Genomic DNA, 26,193 nt, shown 5'->3' on the forward strand with positions numbered 1-26,193 from the left:
TATAAAAGGAGGCATTGCCGATGTTGACCGGCAAGCAAAAGCGCTTTTTGCGCGCAGAAGCACATCATCTCACCCCTATTTTCCAAGTTGGAAAAGGCGGCGTAAACGAAAACATGATCACGCAGATCAAAGAAGCGTTGGAAGTACGTGAATTGATCAAGGTAGCGATTTTGCAAAACAATAATGACGATAAACATCAAGTGGCTGAAGATCTCGCTGCAGGTGCTGGAGCAGAGCTTGTGCAGTTGATTGGCCATACAGTTGTCTTGTACAAAGAGTCTCGGGAGAACAAGACGATCAAGCTTCCATAAGTGACCTGCATGCAATGAGACAGCCAATCAAGCAAGTAGGGATCATGGGAGGAACGTTTGACCCGATTCATTGTGGGCACTTGCTGGCGGCCGAACAAGCCAGAGAGCAAGCGGGTCTGGATGAAATCTGGTTTATGCCTACACACGTTCCACCACACAAAGAAAGAGAGAGTCTGACGCTGGCGCATCACCGCTTGCAAATGGTTCAGCTGGCCGTGTCTGATCACGAGGTGTTTCGTGTTACAGATGTAGAGTTCGAAAGAAAAGGGCCATCGTACACCTATGATACGATGACTCAGCTCATTAGGCAGTTCCCGGATTGCCGGTTTTCCTTTATCATGGGGGGAGATATGGTAAAAATCTTGCCCAAATGGTACCAGTACCAAGAGCTGATTCATATGGTACGCTTTATAGGTCTAGCGAGACCAGGAACCGAACTGGACCTAAAATCGAGCGAGGACGTCACATTTGTGGAGATGCCTGTTTGGGACATTTCCTCCACGATGATTCGCGAGAAGGCAGCTGCCAGGAAAAGCATCCGTTATCTTGTGCCTGATGCCGTGGAGCGCTATATAAAGGAGAACCGAATCTATGAGAATTTTGGATAATCGGGAAGAGCTTCTCGTTCGCGTACGGCAACAAATGCATGAAAAACGCTACAATCACACGCTAGGGGTAGCTGCGTCGGCTCGCGAGCTGGCAGAGAGATTCGGGGCTGATCCTGACAAAGCCGAGCTTGCTGGTCTGTTGCACGATTACTGTAAGTGCTGGGCTGTGGAAAAAATGTTTGAGATTCTCGTTCGCCACGATATGCCTACAGAGCTTTTGGAAGGGGAAAAAGAGCTGTGGCACGCCTTTGCAGCAGCGATTGTGATCCAGACTGACCTGGGTGTAACGGATGCAGATATTTTACAAGCTGTTCGCTACCATACGACGGGGCGGGCTGGCATGTCCCTGTTAGAAAAAGTCGTCTGTGTGGCAGACTATATAGAACCAAACCGGGTTTACCCCGGTGTCGATTTTATTCGCGCCAAAGCCATGCATGATTTGGATGCCGCCCTGGCACTTGCCTTGGGAGGGACCATTCAATTTTTGATAGAGAAGCAAAAGACAGTTTTCCCGTTGACATTGACGGCCTATAACGATTTGGTTTCCCGCAAAGGGAGAGAAGGAGGGTTTTGATGGTTAAAACAGTAGAAGATTTGGCCCAGTTGGTTGTGAAGGCAGCAGAGGACAAAAAAGCAGAGAACTTGAAGGTGCTCGATATTAAAAAGCTGTCTGTGATCGCAGACTATTTCATGATTTGCCACGGAAACAACGAGCGTCAAGTACAGGCAATTGTTCGCGAAATCCGTGACCAAGCCCACAAAAACGGCTTTGACGTCCGCGGTATCGAGGGAGCGGATGAAGGGCGCTGGGTACTGGTTGATCTGGGAGATATCGTCATTCACGTTTTCCATCGCGAAGATCGCGAGTTTTACAACCTGGAGCGCCTGTGGAAGGACGCAGAGGAAGTTTCCTTCAGCGCGCAAGGGTAAGGACAGATGGCATACGCACATATGGCCGCTGTATATGACAGGCTGATGGCGGATACTCCTTATGACCAGTGGCTCGATTGGGTCGAGCGTCATTGGAAAAAGGGAGAGAAGCCTGTGCGAGTCATTGATCTTGGCTGTGGGACTGGCACGATTGCGATCCCACTCGCCAAGCGGGGATACCGTGTTACGGGAGTGGATCTCTCAACAGAAATGCTTGCAATCGCCTATGACAAAATGAGGCAGGAGCAAGTAGAAGTAGCGTGGGTGCAGCAGGATATGCGGGAGCTGTCCTTGCCGGAAGCGGATGCGGTCATCTCCTTGTGTGATTCATTGAGCTATCTTACAGAGGAAGCGGATGTGCAGGAAACGTTCAAGCGCGTTTTCGCCCATCTCGCGCCTGGTGGGAGCTTTCTGTTTGATGTGCACAGTCCGTACAAGATGCTGCACATTTTCGGAGATGAGACGTTCACACATGTAGAAGATGAAGTTTCGTACATTTGGCAATGTTTTTGCGACCCACTGCGACTAGAGGTAGAGCATCAGTTAACGTTTTTCATTCGTCAGCCAAACGGATTGTACGAGCGGATGGAAGAGGAGCATTGGCAAAGGGCTTACCAGCCTGTCCAACTGATGCGCTGGCTGACAGATGCTGGCTTCACAGATATCATCATCACCGCTGATTACTCGGATTTGCCGCCACAAGAAGCGAGTGAACGCCTATTTTTCTCAGCCCGCAAGCCGAAAAGTTTGACATGATTGGTTCGGATTGACTATAATGGCGTTATAACTACAGATTTCGACGCGTTTAAGAGGAATAGTAGGAATCGGATTCGAGCATTCACAGAGAGTTGACGGATGGTGCAAGTCAACCCGGATCTATCTGAACTCACCTCCCAGCACTTGCCCCCAAGGTCATCCAAGTCATGACTGCGTAAGGGTGAGCGGCTTATCCCCGATACGGATGAAACAAGTGGGTGAATGCTTGGCATTTGCCAATCTGGGTGGTACCGCGGGAATGTAAACAACCTCTCGTCCCTTTCGCAAGAGCGATCTGGGATGTGAGGTTTTCTTTAATTTTTACCTATTTTAAGATGGGAGTGCTTTACCATGGTATTCAGTCATCGCAATGTCGAAAAGAAGTGGCAGCAATATTGGGAGCAGAACAAGACCTTCAAAACCTCCGAGGATGAAGGCAAGAAAAAGTTTTACGCACTAGACATGTTCCCGTATCCATCTGGAGCTGGTTTGCACGTAGGACATCCGGAAGGCTATACGGCTACTGATATTTTGTCCCGCATGAAGCGGATGCAAGGATATAATGTTCTCCATCCAATGGGCTGGGATGCGTTTGGCTTGCCAGCGGAGCAATACGCGCTCGATACAGGAAACGATCCGGCGGAATTCACCGAGCACAATATCAACACCTTCCGCCGCCAAATTAAGTCGCTCGGATTTTCCTACGACTGGGATCGTGAAATTAACACAACTGATCCGCAATACTACAAGTGGACACAATGGATTTTTACGAAGCTGTATGAGCACGGTTTGGCTTATATTGACGAGGTAGCTGTAAACTGGTGCCCTGCTTTGGGAACGGTTTTGGCGAACGAAGAAGTGATTGATGGAAAAAGTGAGCGTGGCGGACACCCAGTAGAACGCCGCCCAATGAAGCAATGGGTCTTGAAAATTACTGCGTATGCGGAAAGACTGCTCGCTGACCTGGATGAACTGGATTGGCCAGAGAGCATCAAGGAAATGCAACGCAACTGGATCGGCCGTTCTGAAGGGGCAGAAGTAACCTTTGGTATCGAAGGTCATGATGAATCCTTTACCGTCTTTACGACTCGTCCAGACACTCTTTACGGAGCGACGTATGCGGTATTGGCTCCTGAGCACAAGCTGGTTGAACAAATTACCGTACCAGCTCAAAAAGAAGCAGTAGAAGCGTACCTGGATCAAGCGAAGCGCAAGAGCGATCTGGAGCGTACTGATCTGGCAAAAGAAAAGACGGGAGTATTTACCGGAGCGTATGCGATCAATCCGGTTAACGGCGAGCGTCTGCCAATCTGGATTGCAGATTACGTGCTGATCAGCTACGGAACGGGCTCCATCATGGCGGTTCCAGCGCACGATGAACGTGACTATGAGTTCGCGAAAACATTCGATCTGCCAATCAAACAAGTCATCGCTGGTGGAGATATCTCCAAAGAAGCGTATGCAGGCGACGGAGAGCACATTAACTCCGGCATGCTCGATGGTTTGAACAAAGAACAGGCGATCAGCAAAATGATTGAGTGGCTGGAAGCAGAAGGAAAAGGAAATCGCAAAGTAACGTACCGTCTGCGCGACTGGCTGTTCAGCCGTCAACGCTACTGGGGTGAACCAATTCCGATTCTCCACCTGGAAGATGGCACGATGAAAATCGTTCCAGAATCCGAACTGCCAATCATGTTGCCAAAAACAAAAGAAATCAAACCATCCGGTACAGGTGAATCGCCATTGGCAAACATCGCGGAGTGGGTCAACACTGTCGATCCGGAAACAGGCATGAAAGCACGCCGTGAGACAAACACGATGCCGCAATGGGCCGGTAGCTGCTGGTACTTCCTGCGCTTCATCGATCCGCACAATGACAAGGCATTGGCTGATCCAGACAAACTGAAAGAATGGCTGCCAATCGACATTTACATTGGTGGTGCAGAGCATGCGGTACTGCACTTGCTCTACTCTCGTTTCTGGCACAAGTTCCTGTACGATATCGGTGTCGTACCAACCAAGGAACCATTCCAAAAGCTGTTTAACCAAGGGATGATCCTGGGTGAAAACAACGAGAAAATGAGTAAGTCCAAAGGCAACGTCGTAAACCCAGACGATATCATCGACAGCCATGGTGCCGATACACTGCGACTGTACGAAATGTTCATGGGGCCACTGGATGCATCGATCGCTTGGTCGACAAAAGGCTTGGATGGCGCACGCCGCTTCCTGGATCGCGTATATCGCCTGTTTGTGGGTGACAACGGTGAGCTGAACGAAAAAATCGTGGAAACCTCCAACGTAGCTGGCATGGAGCGCGTGTACCACCAAACTGTGAAAAAAGTAACAGAAGACTACGAGGGCCTGCGTTTCAATACAGGTATCTCTCAGTTGATGGTATTCGTAAACGAAGCGTACAAAGCAGAAGTTTTGCCGAAGAAATTCATGGAGGACTTTGTAAAAATGCTGTCTCCAATCGCTCCGCACTTGGGTGAAGAGCTGTGGGAAAAACTCGGTCACAGCGAGAGCGTGGCATACGCAGCATGGCCTACGTACGACGAGGCGAAGCTGGTTGAAGACGAGGTAGAAATCGTCCTGCAAATTAACGGCAAAAACAAAGAAAAGCTGCTCATCGCTTCTGATTCGACGAAAGAACAGATGGAAGAGATGGCGAAAAACAACGAGATGATTAACGAACTGATCGAAGGAAAAACGATCGTCAAAGTCATCGCTGTTCCAGGCAAACTGGTGAATATCGTCGTTCGTTAAGAAAAGGGCGACAAGAAATAAGAAGAGGAGTGGAACCTGAGAGTGACAGGTATCCACTCCTTTTTTCGTCAATCCACGTTTACGTCGTCATACGCTAATGCGGCTGATTGTTCAAATTTCGTGCAACCAGTTCCTGATCCTCGGCAAACTTCGCTTGTGTGCGGCGAAATACTTGGGCGAAAAGACCAGGAATACCGTCTTGCAAAGGAATCAGTCCTTCCCCAGTAATTCCTCCGGGCACGCAGACCCTTTTTTGGAGAGTAGGGAGGGTGAACGCTTCTTCCCGTAAAAGATCTGCGATCCCAATTAGCATTTGCGTAGTCATGTAGGTAGCAGCTTCTGCGGAAATACCCGTTTCTTCAACGGCTTCTTGAATCATTTGCTGCAAAATATAGCTGATAAACGCTGGCCCACAACTGACAATGTCAGAAGTAATTCGTAAGAAAGGCTCCGAAATCTCAATAGGGGAGCTAATGTGCGCAAACAGACTTCGTATGAATTGACGCTGTTCCTCTTTGATTCGTGACCCGAATTCACATAAGCTGACACCACTCATGACGGCATTTGTTATAGAAGGAACGACTCTGGCAACGGCACAAGGAACTTGAGACTCCAAATCCGCAAGCTTGATCGGACTGGTGATCGTAATCAATAGGTGGTCTGGCGTTAAGGCAGGAGCGATTTGTTCGAGCATCACGCTATATTCCAGTGGCTTGACGCACAGCACGATCGTTGTAGCTTCTTTGACCAAATCGGCATTGATGTGCGCAACAATGAGCCCAGGATGTTTTTCTGCCAGTTTTTGCGCCTTCGCAGGGGTTCTGTTGCTGATAATGACATGACCAGGGGTCAGCGCCTTGGCTGACAGTAATGATTCAATCAAGATACTGCCCATGCTGCCCGTACCAATGAACCCAATTCTATTCATGGGCATACCTCCCTCCGATATTCTCTTCCCATTCTATGTAGGAGCACCTATGATCATGACCGGATCTCATTGTACTACCAGTCGATCCTTTATCCGTGCAAACATCTTCTCGCCAATTCCCTCAATCTGTTTCAGGTCATCTGCCGAGCGAAATGGCCCTTGTTTTGACCGGTAATCCACGATTGCCTTTGCACGAGCTTCTCCAATTCCGGGAAGACTCATGAGCTCTTCGGCAGTTGCCGTGTTGAGGTTTATGACTGTAGAGGCACCTGTGGTGGATACGCTTGCAGCAGATTGTACAAGGCCAATGGATGCGGAGACTGGCGTGGTTGCCCCTTTAGTCGGGATGACAAGAGCAGCTCCATCTGCGAGCGGCGCTGCCAAATTGATCTGCACCAGATCAGCATCAGGCAGTGCTCCTCCTGCTTTTTCGATGGCAGTTGCGACACGCGTACCTGGTTCAAATTGGTATAAACCGGGGTTTCTCACTTGTCCTTTCACATCGACATAGAGAGGAGCGGGGAGTGGTTCTTTATCCTTATCTTTTTCCGGCGTTGCTTTTATACGCTTGGCAGGTTGAGCAGCAACTGAATCATCTGTTCGTTCTTTTGTTTCAACATCTGATGCTGCATAAGCTGGAGTATGCAACGGTAGTTCGGCAGTCTTAGGCGATTGGTCGCGTTGATAGAGCCAATAGCTACAACCGACAAACAGAACAGCCGCAGTCAGCAAGAGGATACGGCGATAACGCTCCCACCATTCCAACACCATAACAAAAAACCCTCCCGTCCTTCAGGTAGCGATGCGTTCATAGAGAGAACATGTTCTCTATGAACGATGCTACGAAAAGTAAGAGAGGGTCTGCAAATCTATTTAGTCTGTTTTCGTTGTTAGCCGATATGCTGCAGCGAAGAATTTTTCTTGCGGCGAAGGTCTACATTCGGGCTGACATAAGGCTCAAAATTGTGCTTTTGCTCAATGAAGATTTGATGCCACAGCATGAAGACTAGGATCGTCCAGATTTTGCGGCTGTAATCCGCATTGCCTTCACGGTGTTCATCGAGCATGTAGAGCACATAGGCCTTATTGATCAAATTATCCACCTTGGATTCAAAAATGATCTCTTTTGCCCATTTGTAAAATTCGTTTTTGAGCCAATGACGAGTCGGAACAGGGAAGCCCAGCTTCTTTCTCGATTGGATCTCAGGTGGTAAGAAGTCTTTCATCGCTTCACGAAGCACGTGCTTGGTCGTGCCGTTGGCAATTTTGTACTTGGTTGGAATGGTAGCGGCGAATTCAAATACCTTCAGATCAATGAAAGGCACTCGCAACTCCAAAGAATTGGCCATCGTCATCTTGTCGGCCTTCATCAAAATGTTGCCTCTGAGCCAAGTGTGAATGTCCAAATATTGCATCTTGGTCACATCATCATATTCGGAAGCGCGTTTGTAAATCTCTTCTGTAATGGTGAAAGGAGATACATACGATTCCGAACGGGTAATATCCTCCATGACGACGCGCTTTTTCATTTCTTCGCTGAAAATCAGCGCGTTTCCGAAGAAGCGCTGCTCAACCGTTTTCGACCCACGGATGAGGAAGTTTTTCCCTTTTACCTGATCAGGGAGGCGTTCTGCCATGTATCCGATGGATTGGCGCATCCAGCCGGGCATTCCGGAAAACATTTTAAGAGAATGAGGCTCTCTGTAAATATTGTATCCGCCAAAAAATTCATCTGCACCTTCACCGGACAATACAACGGTTACGTGTTCACTCGCCATCTGTGCTACGAAATAGAGCAAGATGGCAGATGGGTCTGCTACCGGTTCGTCCTGATGCCAGATCAGTCTTGGCAATTCATCCATGTACTGCTTGGCGTTTATCACGCGCTCGAAATGCTCCGATCCCAAGTATGCTGCGGTTCGCTTCGCATAATCGAGCTCGCTATAACCAGGAATATCCGAGCCGACGGAAAAAGATTTGACTGGCTCGAACGTACGCAACATCCCAACGATACTGCTAGAGTCAACACCACTAGACAAGAAGGCTCCACGAGAAACTTCACTAATCCGGTGTTTGTCGACAGATTCAAGCATGACACTGCGCGTACCCTCAACAAAATAAGAGAACGGCTTGCTTTCATCAGGCTTGAATTCTACATCCCAGTACCTTTCCAGCTTGATCTGGTCGTTTTCAACCACGAACGAGTGTGCAGGTGGTATACGGTAAATGCCAGCAAACATCGTTTCAGGATCAGGTACATATTGGAACGTCAAATAGTGATAAAAAGCGGTTGGATTCACTTCACGCTTGAAGCCTGGCAGCTCCAGCAAGCTTTTGATCTCACTGGCAACCCCAATCGAATCATTCGTCTCGACATAGTAGAGAGGCTTGATTCCAAAATGGTCGCGCGCCCCAAACAGACGTTTTTTACGGGAGTCGTAGATCGTAAAGCCAAACATCCCGCGTAAATGCTTAGGTGCATCTGTTCCTACCTCTTCATAAAGGTGGAGGATGGTCTCAATATCAGAATCGGTATGGAAAACGTGACCGATGTCCTTTAACCATTGCTGTAACTCTTTGTAATTGTAGATTTCGCCGTTACCAATAATCCAGATGTCACGTGTTTCGTTAAACAGCGGTTGATGTCCGCCTTCCACGTCAATGATGCTTAAACGACGAAAGCCCAGGGCGATGTTGTCTTCAAGGTGAAAACCATCGTCATCTGGACCACGGTGCAGGATGACACCCGTCATTGCACTAATCGCTTCTTGTTGAACAGGCTTTTGCCGCTTGTTATAGAGTGATACGATTCCGCACATAAGAAATGACTCTTCCTCTCACTGGATTGCTCCTGCTTACTCTATCATGTATCGACAATCAACGCAATCTCTTATGAATGCCAGTGATTGACCTCGAAAATGCTGATTTTACAAGGGAATTAGCCTTTCTTCTTTTCTATTTTTGTCCCCATTCGGTTAGATATACTCCCTTAGGAGACCATGAATCGTTCGACAAAACAGTTCATGAAAGAACAGGACGGGGGGATTACAGTGTCAGTATGGATAGCAAGCCTAGCGATGATGATCGGTCTTATTCTGTCCGCCTATTTGCATCCTGCTTGGCTGCTGCTGGCTGCAGGCTTACTATGGGCACTTGTTGCATGTATCCCGTTACTATACCGCAAATGCGTTGCGTGGTACTCACTGATTTCTATTCTAGCAGGTCTCTTTTTTTATGGGTACGAGAATCTCCACAGCTCTGAAGTGAAACCATTAGCAGAAAGGGAGCAGACCATCTGGATAGAAGGAGTCATTGATTCTCCTGTGAGACGGGACGGCGATGCAGCACGATTTTTTGTCACGATAACATCCTGGGGTGAAAACGAGCGTGAGCAGAACGAGCATTGGTCTCTCGAAAAAATCGCGCTTCGTGTTAAGCTTGCCTCTTTCCAGGAAGCAAAACAAATCGAGCAGTGGAGACGTGGGAGTGTTATCGTGGCTCCGGTCCGACTATCCTTACCAGCTCCTGCGCGCAATCCTCATGCCTTCGACTACGCCAGCTATTTGTATTGGCAAGGTGTCCATGTCACAGGGGAAACAAGCTATCAAGCGGTTGAGATGACACCTGCTTTTTCTGTTTGGGCGAGCTTCCAAGAATGGCAGGACTCGGGTGCAAGGCGAATTGAATCATTATTTTCAGATCCAGAAACAGCGGGTTATATGAAGTCGCTCCTGCTTGGTCTTGGACAAGAGGTGAACCCCGAGCTAGCGGCGATGTATTCGAATTTGGGATTAAGTCATATCCTCGCGATTTCCGGTTTACATGTGACATTGGTCAGCTCTATGTTTATGTGGTGTTTGGAGCGGATTGGAATCAGACGCAGACTAGCATTTGCTGTAACGATTTTGTTCTTGATCGGGTATGTGCTTCTGGTGGGAGCCAGCGCGTCCGCGATCCGATCTGGACTGATGGGAAGTGTGGGGCTTCTCTGCCAAGTATTTGGAAAGAAGTTGGATGGTAAAGACGTCTGGGCTGGGGCACTTATCCTAATGCTGCTGGTGAATCCGTATCAGCTGTGGCATGTCGGTTTTCAGCTTTCTTTTGCGGTAACACTTGGTCTGATCATTTTTGTGCCATATAGCTTGCATGTGTTTGTTCGGGTACCTGTCTGGATTCGTACACTGCTGGCGGTTACATTGTCAGCCCAGCTTGTTTCTTTTCCGTTTCTCATCTACCATTTTCATTTGTTTTCACCTGTGTCTTGGCTGGTCAATTTAATAGTGACACCGATTCTCTCGGCCATAGCGCTACCACTCGGGTATATTGCCGTTGTCCTCGATTTCGTCCACCCGTTTTTGGCAGTGATTCCTGTTTGGTTATCGACGGCAATGCTGAAATGGATTCATCTCCCGCTGTTTGCTCTTGAAAAAATAAGGCTGCCCTTTACCTATTGGCCGCATCCTTCGTGGTGGTGGCTTGCTTTGTATACCTTTTTTTTGGGTGTTCTGCCCATTTCATGGAGGTTGGGCTATCATCGAAAGCGTGATATAATGCTTACTTTCGTTATATTTCTTTCGTTCATTGTAGCGGCCAGACAGCCGTTTTCAGGAGTCGAAGAAGTGCGAATTACCTTCCTTGATGTCGGACAAGGGGATTCCATCGTTGTCGAAATTGGTGATCAGAAGGTATACTTAATGGATGCGGGTGGGACAATGCGGTTCCCAGCTGCTGAACCATGGATGGAAAAACGTGACCCATTTGAGGTGGGGAAAGACGTCGTTCTGCCGTTTCTGATGGCCAGAGGAATCGAGAAAATCGATCGTGTCATCATGACGCATGGCGATCTGGATCACATTGGGGGATTCAAATCGCTTGTTCCTCATTTTTCTTTTGGAGAGGTATTGGTGAATGGAACAGCACCTTCGGAATTGGAGGGTGAGATTGTCCAACTTTTCCAACAAGAAGGAGTTCCGATACTAACCGGGCTTCCGGGGCAATCATGGTCAGATGCACCAGGAATCGAGTGGAAGTGGCTGCACCCGGGTGAATCGACTTTTTCAGGAAATGATGCATCCGTAACACTCCAGCTGACTGCTTTCAACAAGACTGTATTGTTTACGGGTGACATTGAAAAGGACGGGGAAAGTCAGCTTGTTCAAAACGGTTTGACTTCTGTGGATGTTTTGAAAGTAGCCCATCATGGAAGCAATACCTCGACTACCGAAGAGCTCCTTGCAGTCACAGCACCAAAAGCTGCTGTAATCTCTGCCGGGGTGAAAAATCGGTACGGGCATCCTTCGCCCGAAGTGCTGCATCGCCTAAAAAAATCGGGTTCTGCCGTGTACAGGACTGATGCTCATGGAGCGATTACGCTGGTTATTACACCTACGGGATTATATTGGCAGGCCCAAATATTGGATACATAATCTGTTTGCAACTTTTTCAATGAGCGAACCGTCTGTAGGGGGGAGAAGAGAATATGCATGAAGCAGAGTTGATCAGGATGGCGCAATCCGGGGATCATGATGCGCTAGTCGAACTGCTTCGATCTATTGAGACCTCCGTTTACCGAAGCGCTTATTACATTCTAGGGAACGAACAAGACGCGCTCGATGCCTCCCAGGAAGTCCTCATTCGAATTTATCGAAAGTTGGACACCTATCAGGAAAAAGCAAAGTTCTCTACCTGGGTACAACGCATTGTCAGCAACGTCTGTATGGATAAATTTCGCGCGAAGAAGGAAACGGTCTCAATTGACGAGCACGAGTTGATCATTCCTGATCGTAACAACGTAGAAGAAGAAATCCTTCTCACCGGGCTGTCGAATGACATCCAGGAAGCCATCGGCAGATTGCCAAAGCAATATCGGATGGTTGTAGTACTCCGCTATCTGGAGGATTTATCTTATCAAGAAATAGCGGAGGCACTAGATTTGCCGCTTAACACGGTAAAGTCGTACTTATTTCGGGCTAGGCAACAGTTACAGGAGCTGTTGTACGACTACCAGAAAGGGGGGATCGGTTGATGACCAACGAAGAGATTTTTGAACTCATGCAGCGGGATTTGGATGGAGATTTGTCGGAGTCAGAGCAGCAACTACTCCATCGTTTGATCCAGAAAGATACTGACCTGCAGCTTATGTACAACCGTTTGAAAGATGTGTCACAACAATTAGAACATCTACCCCCTGTCGTACCTCCGATCAGCATCGTAGATTCTATCCTACCCAAGCTGGAGTCAGCCGCTGCAAAGCCTGCTGCGGTGAAATCTACGGTGAACGAAGAAATCCTGCCCACTCTGGAAGTTAAGCGTGAGTCGTCTTCGCTGCCGGAATCAAAAAAGTGGAAGCGGATGAAAGTGTGGATGGCTAGTCTTGGTAGTACGGCCGTCGCTGCCAGTTTATTGGTTGGCATGCTTTTCTCTGGCGGTGATGGTAAGAAGCAAGAAGTCGATTCGTTCCAGAACGGAACGGACATGACGCCAGCGGTCGTGGAACAACCTAAAACCCCCGGGCCAGATGCTCCCACTCCTCCAAGCAATAATCCAATATCATCGAATTCAAAAGAGGAAGAGGACAAGACTAAAAAGTCTACAAAATCGGCTACTCAGACGAAGAGTAAAAGGCCACCGGCAAAGAACGTTCAAAAGCAGACACCGCCACCGAAGAAAACGAATCCGCCACAGCCACCGAAGAAAGTTGTACCTCCACCGCCAGTAATGACAGATGATCAACCATCGGGCTGGCCGATCGGACTGGATGAGAATCCGGACAGAGAAGACAAAGAACCTGCTAATGACAAAAAGGACGACGACGGGGAAAAGCAAGAGGAGAAAGACAAGGGAAAAAATAAAGAGAAGAAAAAAAATAAAGATAATGACTAACTTTTTTCCGCGTATGGACCGGCACCGCTTGCGGGGATTCTGCGTATAGTACATTATCAAGCACCCCCTGCTTACCGTTTGGGGAGGAGGAATCCCGGGGCTTTTCCCTAAACGTTTACATAGAGGTGCCAACGGATGAAAAAGCCGCTACCGATTCACTGGTGGCGGTTTTTTTTCGCTTTGCTCAGATCAACATGTGCTATAATAACGCAGGTAAGAAGAAGGAAAGGGGAGAAAACGTATGCCACTCCTATCGGCTATTCGCGAAATACGGCAAAAACAATTCTCGCCGATCTACGTCTTATACGGTCCGGAGTCTTTTCTGGCCGAAGATTTTTTGGCGTTGGCTCGTAAAGAAATGATTGATCCAGAATTTATGGATTTGAATATGAGCGTGTATGATTGCACCGAAACAGGATTGAGTGAAATTCTGCAGGATGCGGAAACCTTGCCGTTTATGGGCGAGCATCGATTGGTGATTGCCAGACAAGCCTACTTTTTAACAGGAAGTAAGCCTTCGACGAAGGTAGAAAGTGACCCAGATGCTCTGCTCGATTATTTGCAAAATCCGCCTCCCTTCACCACGCTTATTCTACATACAGAAGCGGACAAGCTCGATGAACGAAAAAAGCTGGTTAAAACGTTGCAGCAAAAAGCGAAAGTGATCCCTTTTCCGTTGCTAAAAGACGGGGATTTATACGGATGGGTAGAGCGGCAAGCGGGTAAATACCAGGCGAAAATTGATCGTCAGCAGACCATGAAGCTTGTGGAGCGAGTAGGAGCCGAGCTGCGTCTACTGGACAAGGAAATCGAAAAGATGGCCTTGTTTGTCGGGGTGGGGGAAAGCATCACGGATGACGCCATTGAGCTGCTCGGAGCACGTACGCTGGAGCAGGATGTATTCGCGCTGATTGAACAGGTCGCTTCGGGGAGATTGGACAAGGCACTCAGGATGATGTACGACTGCATGAAAACAGGAGAGGAGCCGATCAAGCTGCTGGCTCTCTTGGCGAGGCAGTTCCGCATGCTGTTGCATGTCAAGCAATTGGCCCCGCGTGGTTATTCACAACAACAAGTGGCAGGCATGATTAAAATGCATCCCTACGCAGTGAAAAAAGCAATGGAGCAAGCGCGTCATTTTTCTGAGGAGTCGTTAAAAAAACTGCTGGGGATCTTGGCCGAAGAAGATTTCCGGATGAAGTCAGGGCAAGTGGACAAGCGCCTCGCCCTCGAATTATTTATTGCACGTGCACATGACGAACGAACAAAACGGTCGTGACGATTTTTCATAGTAAAAAACCCCTAGAACAAGATGTTCACGGGGTTTTTTGGCGCTTGGTCTCTTACGCTACAGGAGCGCTCAGAACGTTAAGCTTTTTCATCAAACGAGACTTTTGACGGTTTGCTGCGTTTTTATGAATGAGACCTTTCGAAGCGGCCTTGTCCAGCTTTTTCACAGCCACCAGAAGAGTAGATTTCGCCAATGCTACATCGGAAGCAGCGACAGCTTTCTCAAAGTTCTTGATGGAAGTACGCAGATCAGACTTTTGAGAAGCGCGGTGTGCGCGACGCTTTTCGATTGTTTTGGTGCGTTTAATCGCGGATTTAATGTTTGGCATGTGTGTCACCTCCTTAATACGACCATAGACATACAGTCATACAACAAAGTAATTCTAGCATGGGGCGAACCCATTTGCAAGAAAGGATTCGGAATAAAAATGCAGGATTCAAGCAAGCTAGTAGCAGGAACAAAATGGTCAGTACTTTTTTCACTTCGGATCAAAGGAGCTGATGAACATGGCACATAACATTGACTTGTCTGGTTATTCCATTCGTACGGATCTGGCCTTGGAGGCCCACGAGCTTGCTCAGCAGCAAAACCAGAGTGATATTGAGGGCATTTGGCTGCAAGCTGACGATAGCGAGCCCAATGTGAAAGTAACGAGACTGCATGTGGAAACAGAGGAAGCAGGAAAGGAAATCGGCAAACTCCCGGGGCATTACCTAACAATTGAAGTACCCAAGCTGCGGGATAACGATACATCGATTGAGGAGCAGGTGGCCAAGCGCTTTTCCGCCGAATTTGCGATGTTTCTCAAGCAACTGGGGATCACAGAGGACAAAAAGGCTCTGGTCGTTGGTCTAGGAAACTGGAATGTGACCCCCGATGCGCTTGGACCAATGGTTGTGGAAAATTTGTTGATTACACGCCATCTGTACACGCTGGCTCCTGAAACCGTTGGAGAAGGGTATCGGGAAGTCAGTGCGCTATCACCGGGCGTCCTTGGGATTACGGGTATAGAAACGAGTGAAATTATTTTTGGCGTCGTGGAAAAAAGCAAACCCGATTTTGTCATCTGTATCGATGCACTTGCGTCCCGCGCGCTGCACCGGGTCAACACGACGATTCAAATATCGGATACAGGGATTCATCCCGGATCAGGAGTCGGAAACAAGCGCAAAGCGATTGATCAGGAGACACTTGGTGTGCCAGTGATTGCGATTGGAGTCCCTACGGTCGTTTTTGCCTCCACGATTGTAAATGATGCGATTACATACTTGCTGGGGCATTTTGGACAATCCATGGTGGAGAGCAAGCGGGCGTTTAACAAACTGGCATTAAGCACGCTGCCAGAGCGTAAGGAACCGTATACCGAAGAGGATTTGCCTGACTTGGAATCCCGTAAGACATTCATGGGATTGGTAGGTTCACTGCCGGAAGAAGAGAAACGGCAACTGATTCATGAGGTCCTCCGGCCGCTTGGACAGGATCTGGTCGTCACGCCAAAAGAAATTGATGATTTTATTGAAGGTGTGGCAAATGTGATCGCAACAGGCCTGAATCGCGCCCTGCACAGTGCCGTAAATGAAGAAAATAGCGGCTCGTATACCCACTAAGTCATGAAAAGCTAGAGTGAGAGAGAAAAGCTAGAAAAGGGTTCTATCGTCTCTATGAGCCTCATAAGCTAAAGCATAGACAAGCACGAGGGAAAGGGAAAGTTCTCCCGACGTGCAACCATGCTACAGCTAGAGGAGTGAGACTGATGGCGACCCTCATTCAACGCCAATTCGTTGTTCTTTCATTTATAACCGCTTTCCTGTTTGTCATGACAGGAGTGCTTTCGCTCGGCGGGAACCGAATCGCAATATCTTCCTCTGCCATTCAACAGGCCGCTTCTCATATTTCCAGTCTGGCGATTTTGGGATGGATGGGGCAGGAAATTCCGGTTTTGTCCGAAACCGTGCAAGCACAGGCGGATGATCGCACGAATAGCGTAACGGGTTTTCTCTTTCGCTTGGCAACCAATATACAGCCAGGAGACTTGCGTAGCTTGCTAGGCAGGGAGCTGCCTGGGATGGTGACAACAGAGGATGCCAGATTTGTCGTACAGGGAAAGGGAGCTTCTCTCGCAGATTTTTATTTGGAGTATCCCGCCCATCCAAAACAGGTAGCAGATCAATCGCAAGTAGTTCCAATCGTAGAGCCAAAGCCGGAGGATACCACCAAGTCAGGTGAAGCACAGCCAGCTCCTGTGCCCAATTCAATCACGGACGGTAAAAAGATCGTCTACATCTATAACTCGCACAACCGTGAATCGTGGTTTAGTGAGACGAAGTCAGTGGGAACCTCAGTCGATCATCCTACGAGAAATATATCGTTAATCAGCAAGTACTTATCAGAAGCGTTGAATGACAGAGGGATTGGTTCCGATGTGAGCACCGACGACATCTATCAACAGCTGTTGAACAAAAAAATGCATTACTCCTTTTCCTACGCGGAATCTTTGCAAGTGGTCAAAGCGGCAACAGAGAAAAACAAGGAACTGTACTACTTTTTCGATCTGCATCGAGACACAGCCCCACGAGAGCGTACGACGGTCACGATCAAAGGAAAAACGTATGGAAGAGTATTGTTCGTCATCGGAAAAAGAAACAAAAGCTACGAGAAAAATGAGGCGTTTGCAACAGAGCTGCATGAGTTGATGGAAAAAATGTACCCAGAGCTTTCGCGTGGCGTGATGGAAAAAGGCGCAAAAACGGATCACGGCGAGTATAATCAGTCACTCTCCCCGGGAAGCCTGTTAATAGAAATAGGTGGTACGGAAAACAGCGTGCAGGAAAGCAGGAATACGGCAGAAGCATTGGCAGATGTTTTCGCAGCCTATTATCAGCAAGCTGAAAAAGTAGGCAAACCAGTTTCTGACGAGCCTGCAAAGAGGTGACGGGCATGAACGTGACGATGAAGCTAACTGGACTGTTAATCATCTTGCTGGTCGGGGTAGTTTTGGGATTGCAAACGGCTGAGCGTGGAATATCCAAGGTGAGTGGGGTGCCAGAGGGGCAGGCGCAAACCTTTTCCATCAAAAAAGTGGATCAAGGACAAGTAGAGATCGCGGTAATGGGCAAGCAGGTTCAGACTGCCAACCCGAAGGAAATGGTCAACTATGTCAGTCGGATCGGTTTGACTTTGGGTGGAAGCATTAAAAGTGGAGCGCAGAGTTTTGTCGATTGGGTAGGGAGTTTTTTTGAACCGTGAAAATGGTTTACGCGCAAAAAGAAGGGGTGCAGAAAGCCCCAGTGACTAAAGACCCGTACAAGCGGGTCTTTTGCATGTGACCACTGATGCTTCGTACGATCTGCCTAAACAGTGCATATGAGGCTACATCAACAATGAAAGGGCTATCATAAAATTCTTTTACATAATTTTCAAGCGCGAGTCAAATATTCTTTTTAGTCAGTAAAGAGTTAATAGTTAGAATTTATTGTGTTGCGAAAAAATTGAATAAATGACATAATGTTTATGGATAGGTCTATTTTGGAAGTATATTTCGGTGAGAGAGGTGAGCCACGTGTCACATCCTGTCCTACAAATCGAAAACCTGCAAACGCACTTTTTCACAGACCGCGGCCAAATCCCTGCCGTTGATGGCGTGACGATCACGGTACAAAAAGGAGAAGTAGTCGGTATCGTAGGCGAATCCGGCTGCGGAAAGAGCGTTACCTCCCTTTCCGTCATGAAGCTAGTACCCAATCCCCCAGGGAGAATCGTGGGAGGTTCGATTAAATTCAAGGGGGAGGATCTCATATCTGTCGATGAAAAGCGAATGAGAGACATCCGCGGAAATGAAATTGCGATGATCTTTCAGGAGCCGATGACGTCTTTAAATCCGGTATTTACGATTGGAGACCAGATAGGAGAATCAGTCCGATTACATACGAAAGCGAGCAAAAAGGACGCAAGAGCACGTGCCATTGAGATGTTGAAAAAAGTCGGAATTCCTCGAGCGGACGCGATTGTCGATGAATACCCGCACCAGCTTTCTGGAGGCATGAGGCAGCGTGTCATGATTGCGATGGCAATGGCTTGCAATCCAGCGCTTTTGATTGCAGACGAGCCTACTACTGCGCTCGATGTGACGATTCAAGCTCAGATTTTGGACCTGATGCGCCAACTCAACCGGGAAGCTGACACATCCATTCTCCTCATTACCCACGATCTTGGGGTCGTTGCGGAAATGTGTCACCGTGTCGTGGTGATGTATGCAGGCAATGTGATTGAACAAGGCGATGTTCGTACGATCTTAAAAAATCCGAAGCATCCTTATACGATCGGCTTGTTGAATTCGTTGCCGAAGCTGGAAGGATCACAGGAGCGTCTCTATTCGATTCCAGGCAACGTCCCGATCCCGGGGTCGCTTACTGTCGGATGCCGTTTTGCACCTAGATGCGATAAAGTTTCAGACCGATGCCGCAGTGAGATGCCAGAATTAAAAGTGGTAGAGGACAATCACCTTTCCCGCTGCTGGCTGACCGAATAACCCGAGAGGAGCATGCAGGTGGCTGAAGATCTTCTGGTTGTAAAAAATTTAAAAAAGTACTATCCAATCACAGGCGGTGTTCTTGGAGGGGAATTAGGTGTAGTAAAGGCGGTAGATGACGTATCGTTTACCGTTAAGAGTGGCGAAACCTTGGGGCTGGTAGGTGAGAGTGGCTGTGGAAAGTCCACGACGGGGCGTTCGTTGCTGCGACTGATTGAACCGACCTCCGGTGAAATCAATTTTGACGGGACAGATGTCATGTCACTTTCCACAGATGCCATGAGAAAGATGAGGCGTGACATGCAAATTGTCTTTCAGGATCCATTTGCTTCGCTTAACCCTAGACATAATATTGAGAAGATTTTGGAAGAACCTTTGATTGTACATGGTTTGGGTTCATCGGCAGAGCGAAAAAAGCGCGTGCAGGAAATGTTGGAAATCGTTGGTCTGAGCAGCTATCACGCGAGCCGCTATCCGCATCAATTCAGTGGAGGACAGAGGCAGCGGATCGGTATTGCGAGAGCGCTGATGCTCAAACCCAAATTGATCGTTGCGGATGAGCCTGTGTCTGCACTGGACGTGTCTATTCAGTCGCAGGTGCTCAACCTCATGCAGGATTTGCAACGCGAATTCGGCCTTACATACTTGTTCATTGCCCACGATTTGAGTGTAGTGCGTCATATCAGTGATCGAGTAGGCGTGATGTACCTTGGCAGAATTGTCGAGCTGACGACGAGTAGCCAATTGTACTCCAATCCGCTCCATCCGTACACGAAAGCACTGCTGTCGGCGGTACCTTCGCCAGACCCTGATGCGGTACGAGATAGAGTTATCCTCCAGGGAGATGTGCCGAGCCCTGCAAAACCTCCTAGTGGCTGTACCTTCCATACGAGGTGTCCCCATGTGACAGAGGAGTGTCGTACTGTGCGCCCAGAATTTGCGGACACAGGCGATGGTCACTTTGTTGCTTGTCACTTATACAAGTCCTAATCGACAAAAGGGAGTTTGCCTGCCGAATAGGAAGTCTTGTAAAGGGGGGATGCAAAGCAGGAGGTATTGTATCAACCGACTATCTACCAAAAAGGAACATGCGAACGTTATTTGAAAAAGGGGGATGTTTTCATGAAGAGAAGAGTTCTCTCCGCAACCATGACCAGCCTAGTGGCGCTGGCTATGCTGATTGCTGGATGCTCTAGCACAACGACACAAGCGCCGGCAGAACAACCAAAGACAGAAACTCCGGCACCTGCAACTGAGCCTGCAAAAACTGGACCGAAGCAATTAATCATCGGTCGCGGTGCAGACACAAAAGGGCTTGACCCAATTACGCAAACAGATGGTGAGACATTTAAGGTAACGGAGAACGTCATGGATACATTGATTGGCTTCGCGGATGGTTCAACAGAGCTCGCTCCATCGTTGGCCGAGAAATGGGAAGTAACTCCTGATGGTCTCGTTTATACGCTGAAACTGAGATCAGGCGTGAAATTCCACGATGGAACTGATTTCAATGCAGAGGCGGTTAAATACAACTTTGAGCGCTGGAGCGACAAGAGCCATCCACAGCATTCACCAGAGGGCTTCGAGTACTACGTGAGCCAGTTTGGTGGGTACAAGGGTGACGCGACTCACATTATCAAATCTGTAGAAGCAGTCGATCCGACCACTGTAAAATTCACGTTGATTCGTCCATTGGCTCCATTCCTCGCCAACCTGGCAATGTCCCCTTTCGCGATTGGCTCGCCTGAGGCATTGAAAAAGGATGTTAAGAAATTCAATGAGCACCCAATCGGTACAGGACCTTTCAAATTCGTAGAGTGGAAGCGCAACGACACGATCACACTTGAGAAAAACCCTGATTACTGGAACCCAGGATATCCGAAGCTCGATAAACTGGTATTCAAGGTCATTCCGGAAAACACGGCACGTCTGACTGCTTTGGCATCTGGTGAGATCGACTTGATGGATGGTCTGAACACAGATGATATCCCAGCAGTAAAAGACAACAAAGACCTGCAACTCTTCCTGCGTCCTACTAATAACATCGGTTACATCGGCTTCAACGTAGAGAAGAAGCCACTCGACAATCCAAAGGTTCGTGAAGCCATAGCTTATGCAATTAACAAACCTGAAATCGTTACAGCCTTCTTCGATGGGGTTGGAGAACCAGCAGTCAACCCAATGCCAAAAACGATGTGGGGACATAACAACGATATTAAAGATCGTGAGTTCAACCTCGATAAAGCAAAACAATTGCTGGCCGAAGCAGGACATCCAAATGGCTTTAAAATCAAGTTTTGGGCAATGCCAGTTCCACGTCCGTACATGCCAGAAGGTATGAAGATTGCAGAAGCAATCCAGCAAGACCTGAAGAAAATCGGGGTTGATGCTGAGATCGTGACGATGGAATGGGCAACGTATTTGGAAAAGACTCGTTTGGGTGAGCAAGAAATGTTCATGCTTGGTTGGACAGGTGACAATGGCGATCCTGACAACTTCTTGGCTGTCTTGCTCGACAAAAACAACATCGGAAGCAACAACTATACACGCTGGGCAAACGAAGAAGCACATCAATTGATGATGAAAGCACAGTCCACCCCAGACCAAGCAGAGCGCGAAAAAATGTACAAAAAAGTACAAGAGATCATTTTCAAAGATGTGCCAATGGTTCCGCTGGCACACTCTACACCAGCATTGGCAGGAAAAGCGAATATCGTCGACTACAACCCGCATCCGAAAGGATCTGAAAGTTTGGAAAAGGTAGACTTCAAGTAAGCTGATTCATCGGAAAAGGGTAAGAGGAGTGCATACCTCTTCTTACCCTCCTTTCATTCATTTAGCCATTATTTTATGCAGGAAGGCGAGGAGATGGCATTGCTAGCTTACAGCATTCGAAGAATTTTAATGCTCATTCCTGTCTTAGTGGGCATGTCAATCATCGTTTTTTCCATTATTCGTGCCATCCCTGGTGATCCGGCTTTGACGATTTTGGGAGAAAAGGCAACACCACAGGCGATTGCAGACATACGAGAAGCTTTGGGATTGAATAATCCGTGGTACATACAGTATTTCGATTATATGAAAAATATTTTGAGTGGAAATCTTGGGGAATCATTGCAAACGAATGCGCCGATTTCAGATGAAATCATGCCTTATTTGGCGGCGACGACTGAACTTACAATTGTGAGCATGCTGATTGCGGTGTTTATCGGTGTAAATGCAGGGATTCTTTCTGCGTGGAAGCAAAACTCCTGGTTTGACTACTGTGCGATGTTGATCGCTTTGGTTGGTGTATCCATGCCGATTTTTTGGCTAGGTTTGATGGAGCAATGGGTGTTTGCCCAAGAATTGAAATGGCTGCCATCAGTTGGTCGCGACAATTCGCGTAATCCCATAGAGGCTATTACGCACTTTTATATACTGGATACGATGATGGCTGGTCGTTGGGATCAGCTATGGGAAGTTATCAAGCATTTGATCCTGCCGGGAATCGCGTTAGGTACGATCCCGATGGCGATCATTGCACGTATCACTCGTTCGAGTATGCTGGAAGTCATGCGTGCCGACTATGTCAGAACCGCTCGTGCAAAAGGCCTGACGCAGTTTTGGGTCGTGTACAAGCATGCGCTGAAAAATGCAATGATCCCTGTCTTGACGGTAATTGGTTTGCAAACAGGGTTGTTGCTGGGTGGAGCCGTTTTGACAGAGACGATCTTTGGATGGCCAGGAGTTGGTCGCTATATTGTGACCGCCATTGGAAACCGTGACTATCCGGTTATCCAATCAGGTATCCTTGTAATCGCGACGATTTTCGTCCTGATCAATCTCTTGGTCGACCTTCTGTACGCCTATATCGATCCGCGCATCAAATATCGCTAAGGAGGGACGAAGAGACATGGCACAACCACAATTACAATCACAAGATCAGGTAGTACCTTTAAAAGTGAAGCAAGAAGAAGTAGTCTCTCCTTGGAAGGATGCATGGAGGACGCTACGAAAAAACAAGCTGGCGTTGGTGGGCTTCGGGATCATTTTGTTTTTCGTTGTTGTGGCGGTACTAGCTCCATGGATTGCTCCGTATCCGTACGACAAAGGCGAGCTCGTGATGAAAAACAAGCCACCTTCCGAAGCGCATTGGTTTGGAACAGATTACAATGGTCGTGATGTATTTAGTCGCGTTATTTATGGGGCACAAATCTCCTTGTGGGTAGGGACGTTCTCTGTCATTGGTTCCGTTCTCGTAGGGACCTTGCTCGGTCTTTTGGCAGGATATTATGGCAGATGGATCGATACGATCATTTCGCGTCTTTTTGATATTATGCTTGCGTTTCCGAGTATTCTTTTGGCAATCGCTGTGGTTGCCATCTTGGGGCCATCTTTGCAAAACGCCTTGATTGCCATTGCGATTATTAACATTCCGACATTTGGGCGGTTAGTACGCGCCCGTGTATTGAGCTTAAAGGAAGAGGAATTCGTCATGGCCGCACGGGCAATCGGAATGAAAAATTCCCGCATTATCATGCAGCATATTTTGCCGAACAGCCTCGCACCAATCATTGTGACCGGGACGATGGGGATCGCAACAGCAATTATTGAAGCAGCTGCACTTGGCTTTCTCGGACTGGGAGCACAAGCGCCAGAACCAGAATGGGGAAAAATGCTCGCTGATTCACGTCAGTACATTCAAAAAGCACCATGGACCGTTATTTTTCCAGGGCTCTCTATCATGCTAACAGTTCTCGGCTTTAACTTAATTGGGGACGGCTTGCGTGATGCACTTGACCCGCGGATGAAGAGCTAGTCCAATTGAAAAAGACAGAAGGGAATGGAGATACCGTCCTTCTGTCTTTTCTTATTTATCCTTCTTCCATGAAGGTGCGGCACAACTGATTGAAAGCAGGCGCAGCTTTCGTGATTACCTGATGCCTTACGTTTGGGATCATCTCGAGTCTTGCTTTTGGCAATTTCATCGTAAGCATTTGCGCATAATGATGCATACGTTTATCTTGTTCGCCATAGGCAAGTAAAATCGGAAGCTGGATCTCGCCTAGACGCTCTGTACATTGATAGCGATGACCGGCACCGTAAAGGTATTTTAAGCTGGTGGGATCTGTTTTGGAGGCGTGCGCCGTCCATTTTTCCTGCATTTCTGGGCTATTGACATGTGAGGAGGCAATGGAACGGGCAAGAAGAGGGACTCCGTGAAGCATCGACAATGCCTGCGCCATCCAAAATCGTCCATGCAAATACAGGTCATTCACTTCGGAAAAACCGCTCACGAGTATACCGCCTCGTGCATGATCAGGATAGCGAAGACAATATTCAAGGGCGATAGAAGCACCTTGGGAGTACCCCAAAATAAAGGGACGCTCTATGCCGAGTGATGGGATCAGCTTATGGAGTCGTTCTGCCAATTCCCCAATAGAATAGGGCTTCTCCATGGGCGAACTGTCACCATGTCCGGGCAAATCAGGGACAATGAGCTGAAAAGTATCTGCGAGTGCTTGCTGATAAACAAAATTGATAGAGCCGATGCATGGCGCATGGATACACAATAACGGCTGGCCTTTCCCCGATATGTGAAAAGCAAACTGCTTGCCATCCTGATGGACGAGTATTTGTTCCATTTTTGTTTTCACCCCACCCTTAGGTTGTCCGATCCGAAGTAGATTTTGCAATTGAACTCTTCTTTTTTTGATGGGGAAGTGGTATTCTCGCAATAGAATAATTGGTGAAAGCAGGGTGAAGAAGTTGTTTCAAGAGCGCATTTCGAAGCTCCACACGTTTTTGACAGAGCAAGAGCTGAACGCGGTGTTGATTACCTCTCCCAAGCACGTCTACTATTTGACCGGATTTTTTACTGACCCACATGAACGTTTTATGGGTCTTGTTATTCCTGCTGAAGGAAAGCCTTCCTTAATTGTACCTGCTCTTGATCGTGAGGCAGCAGCAGAGGCTTCGTTCGTTCAAGATATCCATACACATACGGATATCCAAAACCCGTATGAAATCCTCAAGCAAGTGTTACCAGCGAACTTGGCGAAGCTTGGAATTGAAAAAAGTCATATGACTGTCGAGCGCTATGAAGCACTTGGACAAGTTGTTCTGGCGTCGAGCTATGTAGACGTGGAAGAGCCACTCCGTGAAATGCGTTTGATCAAATCTGCGGACGAAGTGGATCGTCTGAAGCACGCTGTTCAGTTGGTCGAGGATTCCTTGCGGGAGACCCTGAAAAAAGTCAAGACAGGCATGACCGAGACAGAAATCGTAGCTGAGCTGGAATTCCAGATGAAGCGCTGGGGTGCAGAAGGTCCATCCTTTACGTCCATGGTATTGGCAGGGGAGAAGTCCGCTTTGCCACATGGGAAGCCAGGAACGCGCCAGGTGCTAGAAGGCGACTTGCTTTTGTTTGATATCGGGGTAGCTGCGAACGGATATGTATCCGATATTACGCGTACCTTTGCTGTAGGCGAGATCAGCGCCCAGCTACAAGAAATTTACGAGACAGTATTGGCTGCTAACGAAGCGGCAATTGCTGAGATTCGTCCGGGTGTGACCTTTGCGCATTTGGATAAAACCGCTCGCGATGTTATCACCGCAAAAGGCTACGGAGAATACTTCATGCACCGCCTTGGGCATGGACTAGGGATGGATGTACACGAATATCCGTCTGTTCACAGCCAGAACCAAGAAGTGCTTCGTCCAGGAATGGTCTTTACCATCGAGCCGGGCATCTATTTGCCAGGAGTAGGTGGCGTGCGGATTGAAGACGATGTATTGGTTACGGAAACGGGCGTTGAAATACTCACGCAGTTCCCGAAAAAACTGACTTCTATTAACGGATGAATAAGTTGGAAAAATTGAATACGTATCGAATGGTGCTGGATGGCATATGCCGTCAGCTTAAAAGGGAAGTCCGGTGAAAAACCGGCGCGGTCCCGCCACTGTAACGAGGAGCGCCTAGCGAATAGCCACTGTTTTTTGCGAGACAAAAAATGGGAAGGTAGCTGGGTGTGTTGATCCGTAAGCCAGGAGACCTGCCATGCGATCATTTACAATCGACCCACGAGGATGGGGCAGATGTGGAAACAGTCTATGAAAGGGCGCCTTTGCGCCTATTATGGCTATATCTACGTTTGTCATGCACCTCCCGATTGAAATGGGGGGTGCTTTTTTTGTGGAAGCAATTG

The 26,193-nt window shown here is 48.0% G+C and carries 24 protein-coding genes, 1 riboswitch and 1 other annotated feature; of the genes, 19 read left to right on the top strand and 5 right to left on the bottom strand.

All coding sequences use genetic code 11. The features are described 5' to 3' along the window. Positions 1-20: 20 nt before the first annotated feature. The 6 genes from yhbY to leuS all read left to right on the top strand — a co-directional run bounded on the left by yhbY (position 21) and on the right by leuS (position 5,374). Positions 21-311 (top strand): ribosome assembly RNA-binding protein YhbY, encoded by a 291-nt coding sequence (gene yhbY, locus ACUUHJ_RS10975; RefSeq protein WP_007727776.1) that lies wholly within the window; start codon positions 21-23, stop codon positions 309-311. 14 nt (positions 312-325) lie between these two features. Further along, entirely contained in the window at positions 326-919 is a 594-nt protein-coding gene (locus ACUUHJ_RS10980; protein WP_472298892.1) for a nicotinate-nucleotide adenylyltransferase, read from the top strand. After that, a complete protein-coding gene (yqeK, locus tag ACUUHJ_RS10985) occupies positions 903-1,493 on the top strand; it encodes a bis(5'-nucleosyl)-tetraphosphatase (symmetrical) YqeK (protein ID WP_472298893.1) in 591 nt (196 codons plus the stop codon). The genes ACUUHJ_RS10980 and yqeK overlap by 17 nt, the downstream gene beginning before the upstream one ends. After that, on the top strand, positions 1,493-1,849 hold the full coding sequence (gene rsfS, locus ACUUHJ_RS10990; RefSeq protein WP_047072622.1) for a ribosome silencing factor: 357 nt from the start codon (positions 1,493-1,495) through the stop codon (positions 1,847-1,849). The genes yqeK and rsfS overlap by 1 nt, the downstream gene beginning before the upstream one ends. Before the next feature lie 6 nt (positions 1,850-1,855). Further along, the gene (locus ACUUHJ_RS10995; protein ID WP_472298894.1) at positions 1,856-2,605 is read left to right on the top strand and encodes a class I SAM-dependent DNA methyltransferase; all 750 of its coding nucleotides are present in this window, start codon (positions 1,856-1,858) and stop codon (positions 2,603-2,605) included. Positions 2,606-2,644: 39 nt separating this feature from the next. Further along, positions 2,645-2,889 (top strand) — a binding site (T-box leader). A 67-nt stretch (positions 2,890-2,956) separates the two neighbouring features. Beyond that, positions 2,957-5,374, top strand: a complete 2,418-nt coding sequence (gene leuS, locus ACUUHJ_RS11000) for a leucine--tRNA ligase (protein ID WP_472298895.1) — start codon at positions 2,957-2,959, stop codon at positions 5,372-5,374. A 94-nt stretch (positions 5,375-5,468) separates the two neighbouring features. Here leuS and comER read toward each other — a convergent pair whose 3' ends face one another. From comER to asnB, 3 genes are all read right to left on the bottom strand, one after another. Further along, entirely contained in the window at positions 5,469-6,302 is an 834-nt protein-coding gene (gene comER / locus ACUUHJ_RS11005; protein ID WP_472298896.1) for a late competence protein ComER, read from the bottom strand. Positions 6,303-6,368: 66 nt separating this feature from the next. Beyond that, entirely contained in the window at positions 6,369-7,073 is a 705-nt protein-coding gene (locus ACUUHJ_RS11010) for a helix-hairpin-helix domain-containing protein (protein WP_289677286.1), read from the bottom strand. A gap of 119 nt (positions 7,074-7,192) precedes the next feature. Further along, positions 7,193-9,121 carry an asparagine synthase (glutamine-hydrolyzing) gene (asnB, locus tag ACUUHJ_RS11015; RefSeq protein WP_012685709.1) on the bottom strand — a complete coding sequence of 643 codons (1,929 nt, stop codon included), beginning with the start codon at positions 9,119-9,121 and terminating at the stop codon, positions 7,193-7,195. A 204-nt stretch (positions 9,122-9,325) separates the two neighbouring features. Here asnB and ACUUHJ_RS11020 point away from each other — a divergent pair, with 204 nt between their 5' ends. The 4 genes from ACUUHJ_RS11020 to holA all read left to right on the top strand — a co-directional run bounded on the left by ACUUHJ_RS11020 (position 9,326) and on the right by holA (position 14,463). Next, positions 9,326-11,728, top strand: coding sequence for a DNA internalization-related competence protein ComEC/Rec2 (locus ACUUHJ_RS11020; RefSeq protein ID WP_472301168.1), 2,403 nt, complete (start codon positions 9,326-9,328; stop codon positions 11,726-11,728). 53 nt (positions 11,729-11,781) lie between these two features. After that, on the top strand, positions 11,782-12,327 hold the full coding sequence (locus ACUUHJ_RS11025) for an RNA polymerase sigma factor (RefSeq protein ID WP_012685711.1): 546 nt from the start codon (positions 11,782-11,784) through the stop codon (positions 12,325-12,327). Beyond that, positions 12,327-13,184: an anti-sigma factor family protein gene (locus ACUUHJ_RS11030; RefSeq protein WP_472298897.1), complete on the top strand. Its 858-nt coding sequence runs from the start codon at positions 12,327-12,329 to the stop codon at positions 13,182-13,184. Before ACUUHJ_RS11025 ends, ACUUHJ_RS11030 begins: the two co-directional genes overlap by 1 nt. A 241-nt stretch (positions 13,185-13,425) precedes the next feature. Next, positions 13,426-14,463: a DNA polymerase III subunit delta gene (gene holA, locus ACUUHJ_RS11035; protein ID WP_472298898.1), complete on the top strand. Its 1,038-nt coding sequence runs from the start codon at positions 13,426-13,428 to the stop codon at positions 14,461-14,463. Between the two features lie 64 nt (positions 14,464-14,527). On the opposite strand, the gene rpsT is transcribed toward holA, so the two are convergent. Then, positions 14,528-14,803, bottom strand: coding sequence for a 30S ribosomal protein S20 (gene rpsT / locus ACUUHJ_RS11040; RefSeq protein ID WP_012685714.1), 276 nt, complete (start codon positions 14,801-14,803; stop codon positions 14,528-14,530). Positions 14,804-14,981: 178 nt separating this feature from the next. Here rpsT and gpr point away from each other — a divergent pair, with 178 nt between their 5' ends. The 8 genes from gpr to ACUUHJ_RS11080 all read left to right on the top strand — a co-directional run bounded on the left by gpr (position 14,982) and on the right by ACUUHJ_RS11080 (position 23,804). Beyond that, positions 14,982-16,082, top strand: a complete 1,101-nt coding sequence (gene gpr, locus ACUUHJ_RS11045; protein WP_064200857.1) for a GPR endopeptidase — start codon at positions 14,982-14,984, stop codon at positions 16,080-16,082. Positions 16,083-16,228: 146 nt separating this feature from the next. Continuing rightward, the gene (spoIIP, locus tag ACUUHJ_RS11050) at positions 16,229-17,407 is read left to right on the top strand and encodes a stage II sporulation protein P (RefSeq protein WP_289677289.1); all 1,179 of its coding nucleotides are present in this window, start codon (positions 16,229-16,231) and stop codon (positions 17,405-17,407) included. Positions 17,408-17,412: 5 nt separating this feature from the next. Beyond that, positions 17,413-17,721 (top strand): YqxA family protein, encoded by a 309-nt coding sequence (locus ACUUHJ_RS11055; RefSeq protein WP_007727739.1) that lies wholly within the window; start codon positions 17,413-17,415, stop codon positions 17,719-17,721. A gap of 313 nt (positions 17,722-18,034) precedes the next feature. After that, positions 18,035-19,003: an ABC transporter ATP-binding protein gene (locus tag ACUUHJ_RS11060; protein ID WP_289677290.1), complete on the top strand. Its 969-nt coding sequence runs from the start codon at positions 18,035-18,037 to the stop codon at positions 19,001-19,003. 18 nt (positions 19,004-19,021) lie between these two features. Beyond that, positions 19,022-19,993, top strand: coding sequence for an ABC transporter ATP-binding protein (locus ACUUHJ_RS11065; protein ID WP_472298899.1), 972 nt, complete (start codon positions 19,022-19,024; stop codon positions 19,991-19,993). A 132-nt stretch (positions 19,994-20,125) separates the two neighbouring features. Then, entirely contained in the window at positions 20,126-21,778 is a 1,653-nt protein-coding gene (locus tag ACUUHJ_RS11070) for an ABC transporter substrate-binding protein (protein ID WP_472298900.1), read from the top strand. Positions 21,779-21,871: 93 nt separating this feature from the next. After that, positions 21,872-22,882 (top strand): ABC transporter permease, encoded by a 1,011-nt coding sequence (locus ACUUHJ_RS11075; protein ID WP_016742595.1) that lies wholly within the window; start codon positions 21,872-21,874, stop codon positions 22,880-22,882. A gap of 16 nt (positions 22,883-22,898) precedes the next feature. Further along, the gene (locus ACUUHJ_RS11080; RefSeq protein WP_289677294.1) at positions 22,899-23,804 is read left to right on the top strand and encodes an ABC transporter permease; all 906 of its coding nucleotides are present in this window, start codon (positions 22,899-22,901) and stop codon (positions 23,802-23,804) included. Positions 23,805-23,859: 55 nt separating this feature from the next. Here the strand turns inward: ACUUHJ_RS11080 and ACUUHJ_RS11085 are convergent, their stop codons facing one another. Further along, positions 23,860-24,630 (bottom strand): alpha/beta fold hydrolase, encoded by a 771-nt coding sequence (locus ACUUHJ_RS11085; RefSeq protein WP_472298901.1) that lies wholly within the window; start codon positions 24,628-24,630, stop codon positions 23,860-23,862. 124 nt (positions 24,631-24,754) lie between these two features. Between ACUUHJ_RS11085 and ACUUHJ_RS11090 the strand changes: the two genes are divergently transcribed. After that, positions 24,755-25,849: a M24 family metallopeptidase gene (locus tag ACUUHJ_RS11090; RefSeq protein WP_472301169.1), complete on the top strand. Its 1,095-nt coding sequence runs from the start codon at positions 24,755-24,757 to the stop codon at positions 25,847-25,849. A gap of 13 nt (positions 25,850-25,862) precedes the next feature. Continuing rightward, positions 25,863-26,062: riboswitch (cobalamin riboswitch) on the top strand. Positions 26,063-26,193: the final 131 nt, after the last annotated feature.

The organism is Brevibacillus schisleri (assembly GCF_055685845.1).